Genomic DNA, 20704 nt, shown 5'->3' with positions numbered 1-20704 from the left:
CATTCTACTTAAGACATTACATACTTCAATATTACGTATCAACAATAAAAAAACTGTCCTGCACATTACTGTAGCATTTTGCAATAGCATAAAAAAAATCAAAAGAATTTAATTTTACACAAATTCTTTTGATTTTTTAAAATACAAAAATTAACACCTTAAAATTAAACTATTTATCGTTTTGTGGATAAGATGACCTCTTATCTAAAGGGAACTGTATTTCGAGTAATTTCATCATTTTAAGCACCTCATTGTTATAGTTTGGATCTTTTGCTAAGTTTTGTGTTTCTTCCATATAATTTTGCTTACACAAATAAAGCTCTTGATCAATTGCCTTTTGCGCTTTATTATCCCACCATTCGGTATATCTATATTCGCCATTGGTACAAGTAAATCCCATGGTATTTTTTCCTCTTGGATATAAACTATAAGCACCTTTACTCCAATCCGCATTTGGATTGTCTAATAATGGCACAAGACTTTTACCCTCTATGGATGGCGTTTCAAAACAACAGGCTTCTGCAACAGTTTTAAACAAATCAACATTTTCAACCAAAGCATTTGATTTTTGATTTGTTACCCTGTTTTTGTAACTTGTTTCTCTACTAATAATAAATGGCACATTTACATCAATTTCAAAATTGCTATGCTTACACCAAGCACCATATTCGCCTAATTTATAACCGTGATCACCCATCAGAATAACAATGGTATTTTTACGTAAATCAAGTTCCTCCAATGCCTGCATCACTTTACCAATTTGCGCATCGCTATAACTTACAGATGCATGGTAACCATGAATCAATTCTTTTGTAAGATCATCATCTAAAAGTCCTTCTGAAGGTATCCCATAATAACCGCGTAACTCACCCCAATTTGTAAGCGCAAGTCTGTACATATCTTTGGGAGCTAATTTTGCTGGAACATTAAACTGTTCTCTATTGTATAAATCCCAATATTTTTTTGGAGCGTTAAACGGAAGATGAGGTTTGGTTAAACCTACAAACATCAAAAACTTTTCATCTTTAACTTTTTGAAGTATTTCAATAGCGTGGTTTGCTGTACGCCCGTCTTTATAAGCTTCATCAGCAACATCTGCACATTCAAAAGCAGGTCCATTACCATTAATACCTGCACTTTTAAGACTATCTATTAAAGCTAAATTTTCAGGTTTCACCCAAGAATTTGACTCTTTAGGAATATGAATACTCCAACTTTCTGTATCATCAGTAGTATGGTGATATACTTTACCTACACTTACAGTGGTATAACCATGCTCCTTAAAAAACTGAGGCATTGTAACCATATCTTTATACTTTGAACGTAGCGGTGTAAATAAGGAATAGATACCAATAGTTTCAGGGCGTAAACCTGTTAATATACTCATACGTGAAGGTGCGCAAAGTGCCTGTTGAGCATACGCATTCTGAAACAGCACACCTTCATTTGCCAAACGATCAATGTTAGGACTTTTTATCATTGGATCGCCATAGCAACCCAATTCAGGCCGTAAATCGTCCATTAAAAAAACAACCACATTTGGTTGTTCTTGAGCAAATATGGTTGAGCCAAAATTTAGACTGATTATGAATGCTAATAGGTATTTTTTCATCAATATTTATAATTATTTGTTAGTCTTCTTTATTATTCTTAATGTTTAAATTTCCTTTTTCAATATTTACTGCATTACCTTTTTTATTGGGACTTTTTGATATTTTACACCCTAATAAACCACCATTTCTCATTTGGTTATGACTGATGAGGCTTTTTTATGAATTTAGCTATTTAATTTAGCTTTTTGGATATAAAAACCATTTTCTCTTGTCCATTAGTTATTATAAGAAATTCCTTTCCATTTTCTAATTTGATTTTAATTTTATCAAATACTGATGTGGTCAACTGAAAAACAGGATTACGAACTGCAACAGAATAAAGACTCAATGAACAACAACATCCCAACTGTTGCCGTGTTTTATAATTTAAAGAACTACATAATTTAATTAACAATCAGTTTTTTAACATATGATTTTTGATTCTCGCCTACAACTTTAACAATATAAACTCCTGTTTTAAACTGTCCTTCATTGTCTATCCGAATACTTTCATTATTTGTTGTGTATTTATAAACCTCTTTTCCCAAAACATCAGAAATAATGATCGTTCTATTTTCACTTCCTTTAAAAACAATTGTAAATTCATTTTTTGCAGGATTAGGATACAATTTAATAAAAGACGCATTTAAATCTAAATCATCAACACCAAGTGTAACGCTTTTTGATATAACTTGCCATTTACTTCTGGCATCTGTATCCAAAGCCGCACTATTATACACAGTTCCATCAGCATCATGATACAAAAATCTACCATTACTTCCTGCTTCAAATCTATAAGTATTATCAGCCGCTATATAATGTACCGTCCAAATCTTATCTGAATCTGTAGCTGGAGAACCTTTAGTTGTATTTACAGCAGCATAAGGAGGTAAAAAGCTACTACCTGTAGCCCGTAAAATACCTGTTAACTCACTATCAATATTATAAAAATTAGTGCCGGTTTTGACAAAAGACCATTCTTTATCTTGTCCATCACCAGAATTATTCATTAGTACAGGAGTTGCTGATGCTGCCTGAGCCTGCAAGAATTGTCCCGTTGCCACATTTCTTAATCTATAGATATCGCCAGATAAATCGGTTAAATCAACTTCTTTTACTTCAACAGTAATTTCTGAAGAAGAAATCGAAGCACCTTGATCGTCATATGCAATAGCTTTAATGGTATAAAAACCTTTGGCAGCAGCTGTCCAATTTAATGAATAAGGTGATGTTAAATCTTCGGCAAATACAGCATCGTTAATTAAAAATTCAACTTTTGTAATTGAACCATTATCTGTTGTGGCCTTTGCATACAATGATACATCATCTCCTTCACTAAACACATCACTATCTTGAGGTGTTAAAAGTGACACTCCAAAAGGTTCTGGCGTAACGACAATACCTAAATCAAAAATTTGTAAATAAGTAGTACGTTGATCTCCTGTTCCACCAGCTTGTTTTAAATAATAGTATAGTTTACCATTATCTACATATACCACTCCTTTATCAAATGTTGGCCCTGTAGTTTGTTGATAGACTTCTACAAAATTATTAGTACCTCCTTCAGTTTTCACAATATTTACACGACCATTTTTTAAACCAATAACATACACATCATCTCCTGAAGTATATAATTCGCTACCAGCATCGTATTCTTCTGTAGTAAAATCAGCATCTGTAGCTTTACGGTAGGTATGCAATTTTTTTGTTACATTAAATTGGTTATCCTTAACTGTACTTACAAAATGCTCATCTCCACGAGCTGTAACAGTAAAATCAAAACCACCTATAATATAAACCATATCTTTTTGAGTAGTAGCAACAAAATCACCAGGTTCTGCAATTTTAATTAAGTCAGCATTTGCTATTGGTCTCGTAAAACCTACACCCTTATAATCTTTCCATTGCGTTAATCCATTTGGATCATCAGTATAAGCATAATAAATACCATTTTGATACAGGTATTTGTCGTTTCTATCACCATATCTTCGCTGAAAACCAATTCTTAATTTACCATTTAAGTATTTAAAATCGCCATACAATCCCCAATTAAATGCAACTGTTGGATCACTTGAGGCTTGCATTTTATTAAATTCGGTATATCCTTCCCATTTTGTTCCATCAAATTTTGCAAATAAAAATTTACCATTTCTATCGTAACCAAATCTCATTTTCATAAATAAGTCACCTTCATCATTGGTAAAAAATGCAGGATACGTTAACAACTTTGTTGTATTTACATCATCAATACCATCAAATGCCAAATGTTTGAAATTTCCGGCTGGAGAATTTACAAAACGATCTAATGTAAACTCATCATCTGGTACTGTTGCTGCACCATCAACAGTGTAAGAATACCTCAAATAATCATTAGCAAATGCAGCTACATTTCCATTTCTGTGCATGTCATAAAGTAAATGAACGGTTTCATCTTTAGGGCAAATACCAACTGCAATGGTATTGTGGGTTTCACCTATCCACCAATTACCATCAAAACCAGTATGCTGATGAGGAAATTCAATTGTTTTTAGAACACCCGTTTTGGTATTATACCTTGTTAACATTACATGACGATCATCTTTACCACCACGATACCAGGTCATAAAAACAAAATCTTTATAAGTTTTAATACAATCTCCATGAGGCGTAAGCGCATTACCATAAGCGTAATCATAGCCACTTGTAGAATTTGCAGGAAGATTATTTAAATCTGCTACTTTAGTTCCATCAAAAAAAAGTACTTGATTTGAAATTTCCACCTCACTTTCTAAAGTTATTTGCGCATATAAATGGCTCGAATTAATAAAAAGAATAAATAGAAAGGCCCATAAACCTTGTGAATTAAAAAAATGTTTTAAGCGTATTTTCATTTAATAGTTATTTTGATTATTAGGTTATTATATATGAAGTTTATTTATTTTTTAAAACTACCAAGGGTCATTCATACTTTTTAAAAGATTTTGTAATTCTTCTTCCATTTTTTTATCCAACTTAGAATCTTCACCCCATAAATTGGTCATTTGATAAGGATCTTTTTTATCATTGTATAAATAATAGAATTTATTACCATCATCATCTTTTACCACAGCAAAAGTGTAATCCTTATTTCTAAATCCTCTAGTTCCTGAACTTGGGTTAGATGGTTCTGAACCAAAATAAAGTTGCTTATCTGGTTTAGTTACTTGTTTGTTAAAAAATACATTTGAATAATCAATACCTTCAACAGCAGTTGGAACTTTATCTCCAAGTCCCAATAACCCAAGGATTGTAGGCATATAATCAGGAACACTGATTAATAAATCGTCTGTTTTAGGTTTTATTTTTTTTGGATAGTGTACTATAAATGGAATTTCATAAGCCTCACGAAACCATACATTTTTATGCATTAACCCTTGACTTCCTAACATTTCTCCGTGATCTGAAGAAAATACAATAATGGTATTTTCATAAAGTCCCATTGCTTTTAATTGTTCAATCACTCTCCCAATTTGTTCATCTACTCCATTTACAGAAGCAAAATAGTCTGGCGCTTGATTTAATCTCTTATCAACACCTCTATCACCTCTTTTTAATTCTTCATTATTGGTAAATTCAACATTAGGGCGATTTAATAAGGTTTTATAATCTTGCCCAGCATAATGATTCTTATATTTTTCAGGTACTTGATTGAAAGGTGTATGAGGTGGATTGATAGACCAAAACATCGCAAAAGGTTTATCGCTTTCTCTTTGATCATTTTCATTTTTTAAGTAATCAATAATAATATCTGCTTCGTGCTCTGGAGACCATTGTTTTACATCTACAATCTCGTTTTCGCTAGCATTGGTCGTCCAATAATAAGGATTGTTATGTTTATTATGAGTTCCGTATGCATACCAGAATGTAAAACCATGTCGTTGATCAGGTGGACACCAACTATCCCAAACCACCTTTTCTCCTTGTACTGTTGGCTCAGGCCCATCTAAGTGCCATTTACCTACATAACCTGCACTGTAGCCATTCTCAGCCAATACATCTGAAAAAGTGATTTCATCGTTTTTTAAATAATTTCCATATTGAGTTCTAGAAGATTGACAATTTGCTACAACACCATTTGAGAGTGGATATTTACCAGTTAAAAGCATTGCACGGTAGGGACTACAAAGTGGGTGATTGGCAACAGCTTTACTAAAAAAAACACCTTCTTTGGCTAGCTTGTCAATATTTGGAGTAACAACTGGATCTTCATTTAAAAAACCCAATGAAGCCCTTCTATATTGATCTGCAAATATAAAAACAATATTAGGTTTTTGTTTGCTTTCAGATTTAATTATACTTTTTTGAGAATAGCCAACAAACCCAACAAATAGCATTAGTATTACACTTAATTTACTTTTGAAGTGGTATTTCATAATAATTTAATCCCTTAATTATTCTTTTCTATATAGTTAAGTAATAATGTTTTTACCTGTTCAACAGAACCTTGTTCTAAACCACCATTTGTAGCGCCTGTGATCCAATAAAGTACCATTCCAGCATCAGAACAATCCCATTTTCCTTTTTGAAATTTAACCACATTGTCTATTTCAGCCATTTTACCCATTAACCAAACAAATTGCACACGATCATCAGCATGATTCATTGCCCAATCCCACTCAGCTTCATTTACTTTAAGATTTATATTTTGATCTGGAATACGAACTTCTTCAACCCCAAAATCTAAAATTTCTTGCCACTTAAAAAAATCTCCTGCATCATCATTTGCAGGATGGTGCGTAATTACTTTTACATATTTATGTTTTTCTTTTGACGATGCTTGCAATGCAAAACCAATAATATCTGGCTCGCCAGCCTCTACAATCCACAGCGGATCTTCTTCAGTAGATACATTTATCGCTTTTACTAAATCTTTAATAGTTTGTTCTGTTTGCCATTTTGCATCCCAAAAAGTAATGTGATCAAAACCTCCCCAACGACGGGCTGTACCGTCACAAGTGGTTTGCATCATAGCGTGTCTTTCATGTTCAGCTTCTGCCGAAATTCTATGTAAAACTACCAAATCGCAACAATGTGAATAATGCACCAAGCGATCTTCCAAGCCGGCAGCACGAAGCAAAGCCAAGGAAACTGCTGTACCGCCTAAATCATCAGGATCAGGTGAATTTCCATCTGCAACTACTGCTATACGCCCTGCAGGAGGATTTATTTTTTGTGCTGTTACGCAACTTGTTGTAATTAATGCTGCGATAATTAATACTGCTAGTTTATTCATTTTTTTTATTTTTTGAAGTAATTTTTATTTTATAAATAAGTAGGTTGTTGGAGATTCTTGTATTTGCTTACCTTTTCCAACAGGTGTAAAAATAATACCAGCCCATCTTCCGCGAGTAAACTCTTTTCCATCTGTACCTACTTTAGCTGTTACAGTAATTTTATCACCTTTTTTTAGTTTGATATTTCTCCACAAAGCATTAAATTCTCTTCCTTCTTCCCACATTGTTTTGGCCAATGGAGGCGCATAAGTTCCAAGCAATTTATTATTAATTGAAACGCTGAAAGTTGAACTACCGTCATTTTCACCTACACCAACAAAAACCACATCATACTTTCCACTTTCAAAATTAAAAGTCGTACTTGTTTGTGCTTCTTTATGTTCTTTTGGGTTGATGGCTAACCAATTTTTTCCGTTTTTATAAAAATTGGTTTCTTCAACAGGAAATTCTTGAGATGCAATTACTTTATTCTCAGGAAGTGCTTTTGAAATATTGTTAAAATACGATTGTTCTTGAACAACTTTAGCTTCTGCAACAGGCAATTTACCTTGTGCTAAATTTATTGCTGGTCCTTTTTCTGAAGGCACATAATTTTTATCGGTGGTTAAAATAAATTTGTCCATTTCAAAACCATCTTCGCGCATACTAAACTGAATGTTGTGCACACCTGGCTTTTCAATATCTAAATAAATCTCGTGAGCTACCCCGCAGTGTACTTCCTTTGTTCTTTGCTTACTTTCCCAAGTCCACTTATTTTTACCATCACACCATTGCATACGTTTACCGTGTGCTGGCCATTGGTTATTTAAACCAACATGCAAACCATTGTCTTCGCTACCCGTACTCATAGCTCTTACCCAAACAAAATAACGCCCAGGCGTGTTGAATTTTACTTTGTAATGTACAATCGCCATTTTTCCGGCTTCATCTGTAAAATTTTCACCACGAATAAGTTGGTCTGAATGGGTTACTCTTGTATCTGGTAAAATTTCAATATAAGCATTGTTACTAGCATCTAAAAAATGTGGCGCATCTTCATCTCTGCCAACATTAGCCGTTTCAGTTTTTGATGTTCTATACCACGCTCTAACTTCAGCATTGCTTTGTTTGTAAAAATGTTCTGCTTCAACAGCTACAAGTCCGTTTTTTTCTTCAAAAATAACAATACTATCTACTATGGGATTGTTAAACTTTTTTGACTGTGCTTTTGACACAATGCCAAACATTGTTATAAATGTAAATAATGTAAGAATTGATTTTGTATTCAAGTGTTTTTTAATTTTGTTGTTAGTTTATAAAAATACTTGTTCAAATTTCAAATAGTATCCTGTACTATCCGTATAAATTTAAACAAAAAACTACTTTAAATCTAACACCTTTACCTCAACAACTTTACTCGACAAAAAACCAATACGATGTGTTTTAACCATTATTACAGCATCATTACTAAGCGAAAGAGGTTTTTGGTAAATACTCCAAACTTTAGGAAACACTCCGTTTTTAGTTTTAATTTTATAACCTATTGAAGCCCCTTCGGTAGCACAGCTAATAGTTACTTTTTCGTTTGCATATGCTATTTCTGGTAAAGCCGTTATTGGTTGACTATCATTCCCATTCCAAAGATTTTTGATTAATTGTGCTTCAGGCAATGTTGGATCATCATTAATTTCTGTTAACCATCTGTCCATTTCTGCTCTTAGCTCCTGTAATTTATCAGCATAAGCAGGATCATCAGCAATATTATTTAATTCAAAAGGATCTGCTTTACAATCAAATAACTCTTCTTTTGGTTTATGATCTCTAAACCATTGCTTTTGAATTTCATTTAATTTCCCCTCATCACGCAACCTTAGTAATTCTTGCATTGTTGGTATTTTTTCTCTGTATCCTAATGGCAAATAATACCCTTGTTCAGGTCTGTAATTACGAAGATATTTGAACTGACCATCTCTTACTGCTCTTATAGCATCGGTTACTTCATCAAAACGATCGGCTGCACCGTGAATGTAATTTCTTTTATTTTTAGCTTTATATGCTCCTAAAAAAGCTTGACCTTGTAGGTGTTTTGGAGGCTCAACACCAATTAAAGACAATAGTGTTGGTGCAAAATCTACAAAACTAATTAATTGTTCATCTTTTTGACCACTATTAATTTTTTGAGGAAATCTAATAATCATAGGAGTATTTAAACCCGAGTCGTAAATTAAACGTTTTTGTCTAGGTAATGGCCCACCGTGATCTCCGTAAAAAAATATAATGGTATTTTCAAGCAACCCATCTTCTTCCAATTGTTTTAATACTGCCCCAACTTGCTTGTCCATTTCGGCAATATTGTTGTAAACCTTCCACATATCATTGCGAACAACTTCTGTATCTGGTAAATAAGGAGGTATGTTAAATTTGGTGTTTTTAGGCAAATGCACAGGTGTTTCGGCTTCTGTCATTCTATTTTTTGCATCAGGCAACTCATTGTTTTTCCAAACATAACTTGTATCACCTTCATGGTAATGCCTTGTTTCAATTTCTCTAAAACCATAAGGTTCAAACAAACCAGATTCGTGGGTTTCGGTAAAATTAAATACAGCATAAAATGGCTGCTCTGCTGCTCTGTTTCTCCAATGTGCATACTTACTGCTTTCATCCCAGGCAGTTTCAGGTGCTTTAAACTGATAATCTTCTTTATAATTATTGGTACAATAATAGCCATTTTCGCGAAGCAACTCACTAATCATTTTTACTTCTGAAGGCGGAATAGCTTCATAAGCTTTTAAGCCAGTTTCCTTCATATAAGAATTAACTCTCATATGATTTGCTCCAATACCTGAAGGATACATACCCGTAGCAATTGCAGCTCTACTTGGAGCACATACACCTGAGGTTGAATATAGGTTTGGGTAAATTACACCTTCATTTGCCAAACGCGTTAAGTTTGGTGTTTCAACAGTTAAATCTCCAAAAGGCGGAATATAAGCGCCCATATCTTCAGTTACCAGCCATAAAATATTTGGTTTTTTTGGCAATTGCAATGCTGAAGAAATTTCAGTTTCATTTTGATTATCCTGACTTTTTGTTTTACAACTTATTAATGTTAAACAAAACAAAAAAAATACTATTGAAATTCTCATGTTAGATATGGGAGCTTATTAAATTATAATTTAAAATTGTTGGTAATTACTTAACTGTAAGAATTGCCGTATGTAAATCTTTTTCTAAAGAAGAAGTTCCTACAGATATTGTAAATGTACCTGGCTCAACAACCTTTTTCATATCTTGATTTAAAACATTTAGTTCGTTAAAACCTAAATTAAAAGTTACTGTTTTTGTTCCACCTGGTTTTAATGTAATACGCTCAAATCCTTTTAACATTTTAAGGTAACGACCAACAGAAGCATAATCGTCACGAACATACATTTGCACCACTTCATCACCAATAAAATTACCAGTATTGGTAACGTCAACAGATATAGAAGTTGTACCATCAACATTTATAGTTGCACTTTCTAATTTTGGTGAACCGTATTCAAATGTTGTATAACTCAATCCATAACCAAAAGGAAACAATGGTGATTTATCTGAAAATCCATATTGACCTTTACCTGTTCCAATAAAATCTGGACGTTCTAAATAGGTTACAGGAATTTGCCCTACAGATCTTGGAAAAGATACTGTTAGTTTTCCTCCAGGATTTACATCACCAAAAATAGCATCGGCAATAGCATCTCCAGAACGCATACCTAAATACCAAGTTTCTAGTATTGAAGGAATATTTTGAGCAATGTAATTTATAGACAACGGACGACCATTAATCAATACAACAATTACAGGTTTTCCTGTTTTATTTATCGCTTCAACCAATTCATTTTGAACTCCATATAAATCAAGATCATCACGATCAACACCTTCTCCACCAGTTCTACGTGAACCTCCAACAACTAAAACAACAGCATCAGATTTTTTTGCCGCTGCAACAGCATCAGAAAAACCTTCTTTTGAATTATTCATTAATTGACATCCTTGCGCATAATTGATTTTAATTTTTCCTTCTACCTTATTTTTTAAACCATCTAATACAGATACATAATAAGGAGGTAACCCTGAATAACCACCCAATAAAGAATAAGTTCCTTTTGCAGGTCTTTCTTCATGAGCATTTGGACCAATAACTGCCAATGATTTAATTTTATCTAGATTAAGAGGCAATAAGTTATTGTCATTTTTTAATAAAACGATGGCTTTTTTAGCCATTTCATAAGCGTACTCTTGGTGCTCTTTTGTACTAACTACCGTATCTGTTTTAGCTTCTTTTAATTTTGAACCAAACAAACCTAATTTGTATTTTGCAGTTAAAATTCTAGCTGCAGATTGATCTACATACTTAACAAGATCAGGATTTTTTTCTAAAGTATCTTTTAATATTGTTGAATGATACGTATAAAGTGGTAAATGTTTTCCAAGAACCAAATCCATATCAACACCTGCTTTTAAACCTAAAATAGCTGCTTCTGTTCTTGTTTCTGGTATAAAATGCATTGTTTGCAATCTACCAACATCATTATTATCTGAAACTAAAAAACCATCAAAACCCAACTCTCCTCTTAAAACATCATTTAGCAACCAATTATTCATATGGCAAGGCACACCGTTAAAATCTTGATGTCCTGGCATAATACATGCTACTTTGGCTTCTTTTACTGCAGCTTCAAATGGCGGTAAATATATTTCTCTTAAACGACGTTCAGACATATCGCTAAAACCACCATTGATACCTCTTCTATTTTCTGGGTATCCTATAAAATGCTTTGCAGTAGTTATAATGTGATTTTCATCCAATCGTTCGTCTCCCATACCTTGCATTCCTTGAATAAAAGCGACCCCCATACGTGATACCAAATAAGGATCTTCACCATAAGACTCTTCAACTCTTCCATATCTAGGATCACCAGAAATAACATCTAAATTAGGAGAATAACAATGTGTAATATTTAATGCACGTGCTTCCAAAGCTGTTTGTTCTGCCATTTTTTTGATTAATTCTGGATCCCAAGTAGAACCACAAGCAATAGCTTGAGGATATACAGTAACTCCATCGTACCATAAACCATGAAGACCTTCTCCAAATTTCATAAAAGGAATACCTAACCTATCATTGGCTGGGGCATCTTGTGTTAATTCTGCAATCTTTTCATCTAAAGTCATTTGACTTATCAAATTTTCTACTTTTTTTGCAATCTCCAAGTCTTCCTGACTCATTTGACTTGTTGTAGTTTTTTTAGAATCACAACTTATAAATGTTGTTATTACAAAACACGCTATTATTAATTTCTTCATTGTTTGATTTATTATTTGATTTATTACTAACTAGTTAAAATTTTATTGCAGTTATTTTAATACAATTGATGTGCAAATTAAACATTATAAAACCAATATGTATCCTGCACTGTTCTGCCATATTATTGAATATTTAAAAAAGGGTTTTCATAAAAAAAAGGCCGAAATAAAATTATTCCGACCTTTTTCAAACTTAAAATAATTAACTCAAAAAATTATCTATATCCGTTATTTGTAGGATCTGACGCTAACAAATTAGGGTTTAATTCCAGTTCTTGTAAAGGAATTGGCAATAAAACATGGTATGGTTTTATATTTGTATTAGGTGTCCAAAAACGATATTCTAAATTTTGAACTACATCTAACAAAATTCCCCATCTAATTAAATCATATCTTCTTAGAGCTTCCCCTGCTAATTCCCATTTACGCTCATCGTAAATAGCTTCTCTAAATTGTTGTTGCGTAAGACCTGACAATTTCCATTCAGCTTCAGTTGCATAAGCACGTTTTCTTATTGGCTCAATATACTGATATGCATTGGCTGGACCATTTAACTCATTTTCACATTCAGCAGCCATTAAATAGACATCTGCTAAACGAAACACCATTCTATTATCAGAGTGGTTAAAACGTGGCGAAGTATCAATTGCTAAATTCATAAATTTAGGCATGTAAGGGTAGTTTAGCTCAAAACCTAAATAATTATCTAAAACATTTAATGGTCTTCTTAAATCATTTAAAGGGAATTTTTCGGCAAAATCTTTTGAAGCAACTTGTAGTCCTGTGCCATTAAAAGATTCTCCTCTGGCAGTTAAAGCAGCACTTAAAGCAGCTCTTTCTGAAGATTTTTTAGGTTCGTCTCTTAAACGAGGGTTAAACATACTAGGTCTCCAGTTACCATTACCAAAAGCACTAGCCAATGTACCATCTGCCTTTACTGTACCTTCTTCAAACTGACTTCTAATATCTTTAGCAAAATCTAAAGACCAAATAATTTCTGCATTATACTCATTTAAAGGATCAAAAACTTCAGCATAAGTTGGCAATATTTGAAGACCAGATAAAGTCATAATATCTTTACATTTATTTAAGCCTAGTCCCCATTCTTTTTGCTGCATATAAATTTTTGCAGTAATTATAGCTGCTGCCCATTTTGAAGCTCTACCACTATCATTGCCAGTATAAGAATTTTGTAAATTATCTTCAGCAAATTTTAAATCTGCTAAAATACCGCTTATGATAGTTTCTTTATCTGTTCTACCTAAAGTTTTAATCTCATCAATAGTAAGTGCATCAGTATAGTAAGGTGCATCACCCCAAAGGTTGGTAATATGCCAATAACACAAGCCACGTACAAATAATGCATCGGCAATAATATCTGTTTGAGCATCTTCGGTTATTGCATCGTTACCTGTTACTCTTTCAATAATTATATTAACATTGTATATAACTCTATAAAGGTCTTTCCAAGTATCTGAAACACTCATTCTCTGGATAGAAACATCTGCTAAAGCTTCGTTCATTGAATAATTACCAATAGGTTCAACAAAATTTGCAGATCTGTTTGGCTCAATAATATCGGCCCCATTGTCATAAAAATGATCAAGTCCAACTTGTCCATAAATAGAATTATTTTTTAAAATGGCATACACACCATTCATAGCCTGCCTTGCATCATTTTCTGAAGCATAAAAGGTTTCTGGAGCAATAAGCGCTCTTGGATCTTCTTCTAAAAAATTCTCACAACTAAAAAATGAGAAAATTATTAAAACGTATAAAAATATATTTTTTGTTTTCATGTATGTGTTTTTTTAAAAAGTTATGTTTAGACCAAGTGTTAAAATTCTTGGAGTTGGATACTCTCCATCTGAATAACCTTGTGCGATATTACCTAAGCCACTTCTCCCAAATTTACTTGTTTCTGGATCTATTAATCTGAATTTAGAAAACAACAATAAGTTAGACCCTGAAAAATATAGCGTTGCATTTTTTACACCATTCCATCCGTATTTTTCAACAGGAAAATTATATGCCAATCTCGCAGTTTTAAGACGTAAATGTGAACCATCCTCAACATACTCAGAGTTACTAGGAGTATTTGTTACTGAATCTCCTCCTGCTCTTGGAATATTAGATGTAGGATTTTCTGGAGTCCAACGATCTGCTAAATCTGCAAATTTTGTAGTTTCACCACGGTTAAAATAATGGTTACGCATTCTTAAGTTAAACACTTCATTTCCAACAGTTCCTTGAAAGTAAAATGAAAAATCCCAATTTTTATATGAGAACGAATTTTCCATTCCAAATATTAAATCTGGTGTTGGATCACCTAATACCACATTGTCTTCGGTTGAAATAATACCGTCTTCATTTAAATCTTCAAATCTTGCTCCACCAACAACTTGAGGTGAAGTTAAACCTGAAGCATCAATTTCTTCTTGACTTTTCCAAGTACCTAAAAATCTAACACCTGTAAATACAGGGACAGACTCACCTACAATTAGACGTGTATTTCCAGAACCTAAAATTTCATCAACAGTAACATCAATAAAATCTACACCACCAAGATCTAAAATTTTATTTTTATTAGCAGATAAGGTTAATGTTGTTTTCCAATTGAAATTTTCATTGGTAATATTGGTTGAATTTACAAGAAATTCCCATCCTTTATTTTCTAAAGATCCAACATTTTGTAATTGACTTGTAAAACCTGTTTGTCTTGGAATAGTAACATCTAACAACAAATCATTTGTTTTTTTATAGTAATAGTTTATTTCGGCAAAAAGTCTACCATTAAACATTGATGCTTCTAATGCTAAATCGAATGAATTGGTAGTTTCCCATTTCAAATTTGGATTTGCTGGTCTTCCTAGGGTTAAACCTGGCACTTCCAAGCCATTAAGAGATGTGTTTGCTTCAGTTAAAATACCTAAAGTTCTATAAGGATCTATTGCCTGATTTCCAGATTTACCATAACTAGCTCTTAATTTTAAATCTTTAAAAGTGCTTTGATTTTGCATAAATGATTCTTCTGTAATTTTCCAAGCTCCAGCTATTGAAGGATAAAACTCATATTTATTTCCTGGTGCAAAAACAGAACTACCATCTGATCTACCTACTAAAGTTAAAAGGTATTTGTCTTTATAGGTATAATTTATTCTTCCAAAAAACGATGCAATTTGAAATCCGCTATAATCGCTACTAACCACTGATCTAGTTGGATCTGAAAAACCTAAATTATTAAAACCTGTAGCGTCACTGGTAATACCAAACGCTTCTGATTCAGCAATTTCAGTATATACTTTTTGAAATGAAGCACCAGCAAGTGCTGTAAAATTATGATCTTTATTAATTTCAAATTGATATTGTACTGTATTTTCATTGTTCCAACCTGTACTTGCCAATGTTCTTACACTTGCACGACCTAAATCATCTACCACTAACAAATCCGGACTTTGGCTAGACGTAAATCTATTTTGTTTTGTATTGTTAAATTCAGGACTAAAAGTTGTTTTAATTATTAAATTTTCAATAGGACTGTATTCTAAATACAAAGTTCCAAGAAAATTATTGGTAAATGTCTCATTGGTATTTAACTGTGCATTTGCTATAGGATTTGACCAAGGAGCTCCAACAACATCATCAAAACCATTAAATGTACCATCTTCATTATAGATAGGTTGTGTAGGTAGTGTAGAAAAGATATTACCAAAACCAACAACTCCGTTATCTTGTTCTATTCTAGAATAATTTATTCTAAACCCTGCTTTTACTTTTTCACTTAACTTTAAATCTAAGTTAGATCTAAAAATATATTTTTCAATACCAGAGCTAATGATAATACCATCTTGTTTAAAATAGTTTAAAGAGTTGTAATAATTAACATTGTCTGATGACCCAGCAACAGATATATCTGCATTGTAAATTGCAGCCGGATCCATTAACAAATCATACCAATCATTGTCTGGATAAGTAGATGGATCATCAGGAAATGGCTCTGCAGCACCTCTAAATCTTGCACTTTCGTTTGTAAAATCAATTTGTTCAGCTTGAGAAAGCATTTCTGGTTGTTTTGGCACAAGTTGCGTACTTGCATAAAGATTAACGCTTATCTCAGGTTTTCCACCACCTACACGCGCACCATTTTTGGTAGTAACCAAAACTACACCATTAGCACCTCTTGAACCATAAATAGCGATAGACGATGCATCTTTTAAAATTTCTATAGACTTAATATCACTAGAGTTGATGTTGTTTAAGTTAAAATTAGTACCAACAACAATACCATCAATAACCCAAAGTGGTTCATTACTACCTGTAATAGAATTTCCACCTCTTACCCTAATTACTGTACCAGCACCAGGCGCACCACTAACTTGCGTTACCTGCACACCAGCTGCCCTACCCTGCAAGGCTTGATCTACCCTAGAATTAGGTGCTGCTGTTATATCTTCAGAACTTACAGAAGAAACAGATCCTGTTAAATCTGATTTACGTTGCGTACCATACCCTATAACAACAACTTCATCTAAAGTATTGTCTGTTGCTAGCACAATCTCAAATTTTGTTTGATTGCCTACCAAAATTTGTTTTGTACCATACCCAATGTATGATACAACAAGCGTACTTTGAGCATTTGCTCCAATTGTAAAATTACCGTCAAAATCGGTAGTTGTACCATTTGAGGTTCCCTTAATAAGAACTGTTGCTCCAGAAAGGGGTTGACCATCTGCCGTTACTGTTCCCGAAACAGTTTGAGCATTTGATATTGCCACAAAAGACAAGATCAAAATAACACACATCCAAGTTTTTCTAAAACTTAGAAAAACACTTAATGTTGGTTTTAAATTCATAGTAAAATAGTTTATTAGTTAATATATTGTTAAACTATATATTAATATTTTGAAAACTACCCTGCACTATCCTGCAAATATTGAGAATATAACAAATACAACAAGAATAAAAATAAAGAAAACACTTCATGAGAAATGGTAATTTAGCACATATTTATTAAGACAAAAAGTGATAAATTTTAAACTTACAAAACAAGTTAAACAAATAATTTTACACAATTTCAGCATCCTGAAATTTAATAAACTACAAATATCACTTCTTTTAACAAGACATTACATAACCAACTGAATATAATATTATTAAACAATAATTTAGAATTTAATATTTTCGTTTTTTAAACTAGGAGTGAATTCTCTTTTAATGATCAAAAAAAGACTAATTAAACCACTATTTAAATTGCTAAAAAATCGTCAAAATACATTACTCCTTCTACACAAGAATTCTTTCTTATATTCAAAAAAAAATGGATTAAAACAATTGCAATTAAGTAATTATTTTAATCCATTATAACAGTAAATTAGAAAAAAAAATGATTTTTTAGATCATTTACTGCCGAATTAATGCTGTTAATTTAATATTATTTAGTGCTAAATCTACTGTTGACGTGATATTTACATTGGTTGCCTCAACAATAACACCTTTAATTGTTTGAAACAACATTGATAATACTTTATATGTAGGTTAGACAGCATCAAAAACAGCCATTATTTGAAGTTATCCTAAGTATTTAAATTAAGTCTTACCAAGCATTATTTTGATTAAGATGAAAAAAAATATTGTATAAAAAAAATAGCGAAGGCATATGCTTCGCTATTTTTAAAACCTAATTATGTGATACTACTGTGATATCAGTAAAATTATTTTTCTATTAATTCAATTGCGAATTCTTCAAATATAACGTCTCTGTTTCTAATCACTAAAGTGTCTTTTACCTTATGCGTTTCGTTATTAACTGCATCTGTATATTCATAATCTAAATATATCACATCCCGCTTTTCACCACCCCATTCATCACCATTTTCAACAAATGTTCCTGAACCAGATACATTGTAAGGATCGTCTCCTTGACCAGAGATTGCACATGTCTCATTAGTATTAAAAGACAATTCAATATTCACATCTCCAGGACTATCAAGATCCCCTCTTCTTACACGATTAACATATCCAACTTTTAATCTACCACTCGTTAATAAATCAATTACTTCATCTTTTTCAACAAATTCTGATCTATATGTTGAAGTAGTTACTTCTCCCAAAGCATTTGTCATAACATCTTCACCACGACGTAAATATTTACCTTGATACTTGTTCATAAATTTAATACCAAAAAGCGTATAATCTTTAGGTAAAGTACTCCAATCGGCATCTACTATTTTATGTGCATTATCTATAATAGGCACTCCCGTTAATAAAGAATCTAAAGCCTCAATCATAGTAATTCTTAAAGGAATTACATAATGTGTTTTGTTTTTTTCAGCAAAAGAAAGTGGATCATCAAAAAAAGCATCGTTAAGTTGAATAGGAATACGACCATTTATAGATCCTGCCGGAATTGTAACAGGGCTTTGTTGTTCAATAGTATAATAAGAGGCAGGTAAAATTTGTACATTTACAGAATCTACACCTAAAATATTTGCATCTATTAAATCTGGAGCAACTTCAAAAAACACTTTTCGGTCTTTATTATTTTCAAAAACTCCAGACATTACAACACCTATTTCAAAACGGCCGTTGTTGTCATTATCATTAAAACCCAAATCATATTTACCTAAAACTAAAGTTCTAGCAGGTCTTTGATAAGGGAAAAAGACAGAAGTTGAACCAAAATTTTCCTGTTCAATTTCTTGATTTTCACAAGCCATTAGACTAAAGACTAAGGCTATTATTACAATTAATTTTATTTTCATGTTAAATTTCTTTTAATTTCTTTAAATATCTTTAAAATTATGCTTTTACCATCCTGAATTTTGTTCTATCTCAGGAAACTTCAAAACTTCATCATTAGGTATTGGCATATAGGTAGCAAATGCTTGATAATTTCTTGCTTCAACAGAAGGTAGTTCTACATAGTTATTACCATCGTAAAAGTAACCTTTTGCAGTTTCATTTAAAGACAATCCCCATCTTCTAAGATCCCAAAATCTATGACCTTCAAAACTCAATTCTAAACGACGTTCATTTCTAATAAGTTGACGCATAGCTTCTTTAGAGTTAATAGATGCTAAATAAGCATCAGGCTGTGTTATTCCAGCTCTTTTACGTATTGCTGCAATAACATCACGAGCACTCATTCCATTTATGATATTGTCTGGACCACCAATTTCATTAGCTGCTTCAGCAAATATCAAAAATAATTCTGTATATCTAAAATAAACATCGTAGTGTCTTTGACCAACTGTAGAACCATCATTATTCAATCTTACATCAGGACGTAATAACTTTTTAAGGTAATAACCTGTTTTGGTTGAAAATTCAGGGATAGAATCTAACCTGTCAATTTTACCTCCAACACCTGTGTTAATTGTTCCACCTCCAAAAGAACTTCCATTAAACACTACAAACTCAGCCAACCTTGGATCTCTATTAGCATAAGGATTTTGAGGATCGTAACCATTAGCTACTGTTGCTGGGAATCCATTTTTCATAGGGAATGCATCCACAAAATTTTGTGTTGGATTAATTTCACCGGATCCATTAACAGAAGGCGGAAACATACGACTCTCTATTCCTGAACTTATACCACCTATAGTACCTCTCCAAATCATTTCAACATCATTATTTTCGTCGTATTTTTTGTAATAATCAAGTCCATTACTAGCAAGACCAGAAACACCTCCAATAGTATTTAATAATTCACTTGCATCTGCAGCAGCCATATTGTAATAACCTTGATCATTTAAAAATGATGGACTTGCAGCAAATAAGGCTAAACGTGCTTTAAGTGCTTTTACAATTTTACCAGAAATTCGTAAATTATATCGAGAGCCATTAACTACTTGGTAATTATTAAAATCATAATTTTCATACAATGGATCCAACTCTCCCTGACTTAATCCGTAATCTGATGGTAACAAAGCAAGTGCCGCATCAAAATCTGCCATAATAGCTTGTACTGTTGCTTCGAATGATAAACGAGGTGTGTTAAAATTACCATCAGACTCTATAAAATCTGATATGTAAGGTACACCTAATAATTCTCCAGAAGCACCTACACCCGCATGGGCTTGTAAAGTGTAAAAATGGTGTAAACCTCTCAATGCAAGAGCCTCACCTTCCATACGTAGATAAAACATTTCGTTTATCTCTTCGTTTGGAGACCATACAATATCACCTGTTTTGATAATTTTTAAAAATTTGTTTACCCATAAAACACTTTCATAATTATTCCAGCGTGAAGTTGGGTTAAACTGCGCATTTAACTCACCAAGAGCCATACGCTTAAAACTATTAGCTAATTGGTTATTTACAGCATCATCTGTTGCAGCTTCTATGAAAGTAAACTGATCTATTAAACGCGAATAGCCATTTAATAATACACCTTCTGCAGTTGCTGGATCGTTAGTAATAAAGTCGAAGTCCAATCGGTTTTCATCGATAGGGTCACAGGCAATTATACCGGTAAAAACCAATATAATTACTATATATTTTATTAAATTTTTCATTTTATCTATCTATATT

The 20704-nt window shown here is 32.6% G+C and carries 11 protein-coding genes; all 11 read right to left on the bottom strand.

Features of this window, described 5'->3' with window-relative positions:
* Window positions 1–169: 169 nt before the first annotated feature.
* Window positions 170–1612 carry a sulfatase gene (locus EC396_RS05535; RefSeq protein ID WP_129365708.1) on the bottom strand — a complete coding sequence of 481 codons (1443 nt, stop codon included), beginning with the start codon at window positions 1610–1612 and terminating at the stop codon, window positions 170–172.
* A 384-nt stretch (window positions 1613–1996) separates the two neighbouring features.
* Window positions 1997–4462 carry an Ig-like domain-containing protein gene (locus tag EC396_RS05530; RefSeq protein WP_129365707.1) on the bottom strand — a complete coding sequence of 822 codons (2466 nt, stop codon included), beginning with the start codon at window positions 4460–4462 and terminating at the stop codon, window positions 1997–1999.
* Between the two features lie 57 nt (window positions 4463–4519).
* Window positions 4520–5983, bottom strand: a complete 1464-nt coding sequence (locus tag EC396_RS05525) for a sulfatase (protein WP_129365706.1) — start codon at window positions 5981–5983, stop codon at window positions 4520–4522.
* 14 nt (window positions 5984–5997) lie between these two features.
* Window positions 5998–6843, bottom strand: coding sequence for a hypothetical protein (locus EC396_RS05520; RefSeq protein WP_129365705.1), 846 nt, complete (start codon window positions 6841–6843; stop codon window positions 5998–6000).
* Window positions 6844–6867: 24 nt separating this feature from the next.
* Entirely contained in the window at window positions 6868–8070 is a 1203-nt protein-coding gene (locus EC396_RS17830; RefSeq protein ID WP_164975210.1) for a hypothetical protein, read from the bottom strand.
* Between the two features lie 132 nt (window positions 8071–8202).
* Window positions 8203–9969, bottom strand: a complete 1767-nt coding sequence (locus tag EC396_RS05510) for a sulfatase-like hydrolase/transferase (protein WP_129365704.1) — start codon at window positions 9967–9969, stop codon at window positions 8203–8205.
* Window positions 9970–10015: 46 nt separating this feature from the next.
* Window positions 10016–12172, bottom strand: coding sequence for a beta-xylosidase (locus EC396_RS05505; protein ID WP_129365703.1), 2157 nt, complete (start codon window positions 12170–12172; stop codon window positions 10016–10018).
* A gap of 215 nt (window positions 12173–12387) precedes the next feature.
* Window positions 12388–13971, bottom strand: a complete 1584-nt coding sequence (locus EC396_RS05500) for a RagB/SusD family nutrient uptake outer membrane protein (protein ID WP_129365702.1) — start codon at window positions 13969–13971, stop codon at window positions 12388–12390.
* 12 nt (window positions 13972–13983) lie between these two features.
* Window positions 13984–17025, bottom strand: coding sequence for a TonB-dependent receptor (locus EC396_RS05495; RefSeq protein WP_240665643.1), 3042 nt, complete (start codon window positions 17023–17025; stop codon window positions 13984–13986).
* Window positions 17026–17883: 858 nt separating this feature from the next.
* On the bottom strand, window positions 17884–18933 hold the full coding sequence (locus EC396_RS05490; RefSeq protein ID WP_129365701.1) for a DUF5627 domain-containing protein: 1050 nt from the start codon (window positions 18931–18933) through the stop codon (window positions 17884–17886).
* A gap of 45 nt (window positions 18934–18978) precedes the next feature.
* Entirely contained in the window at window positions 18979–20688 is a 1710-nt protein-coding gene (locus tag EC396_RS05485; protein WP_129365700.1) for a RagB/SusD family nutrient uptake outer membrane protein, read from the bottom strand.
* Between the last annotated feature and the right edge of the window lie 16 nt (window positions 20689–20704).

The organism is Lutibacter sp. HS1-25, assembly GCF_004121075.1.
Taxonomy (GTDB): Bacteria; Bacteroidota; Bacteroidia; order Flavobacteriales; family Flavobacteriaceae; genus Lutibacter.
This window is presented reverse-complemented; position numbering and strand designations above follow the sequence as displayed.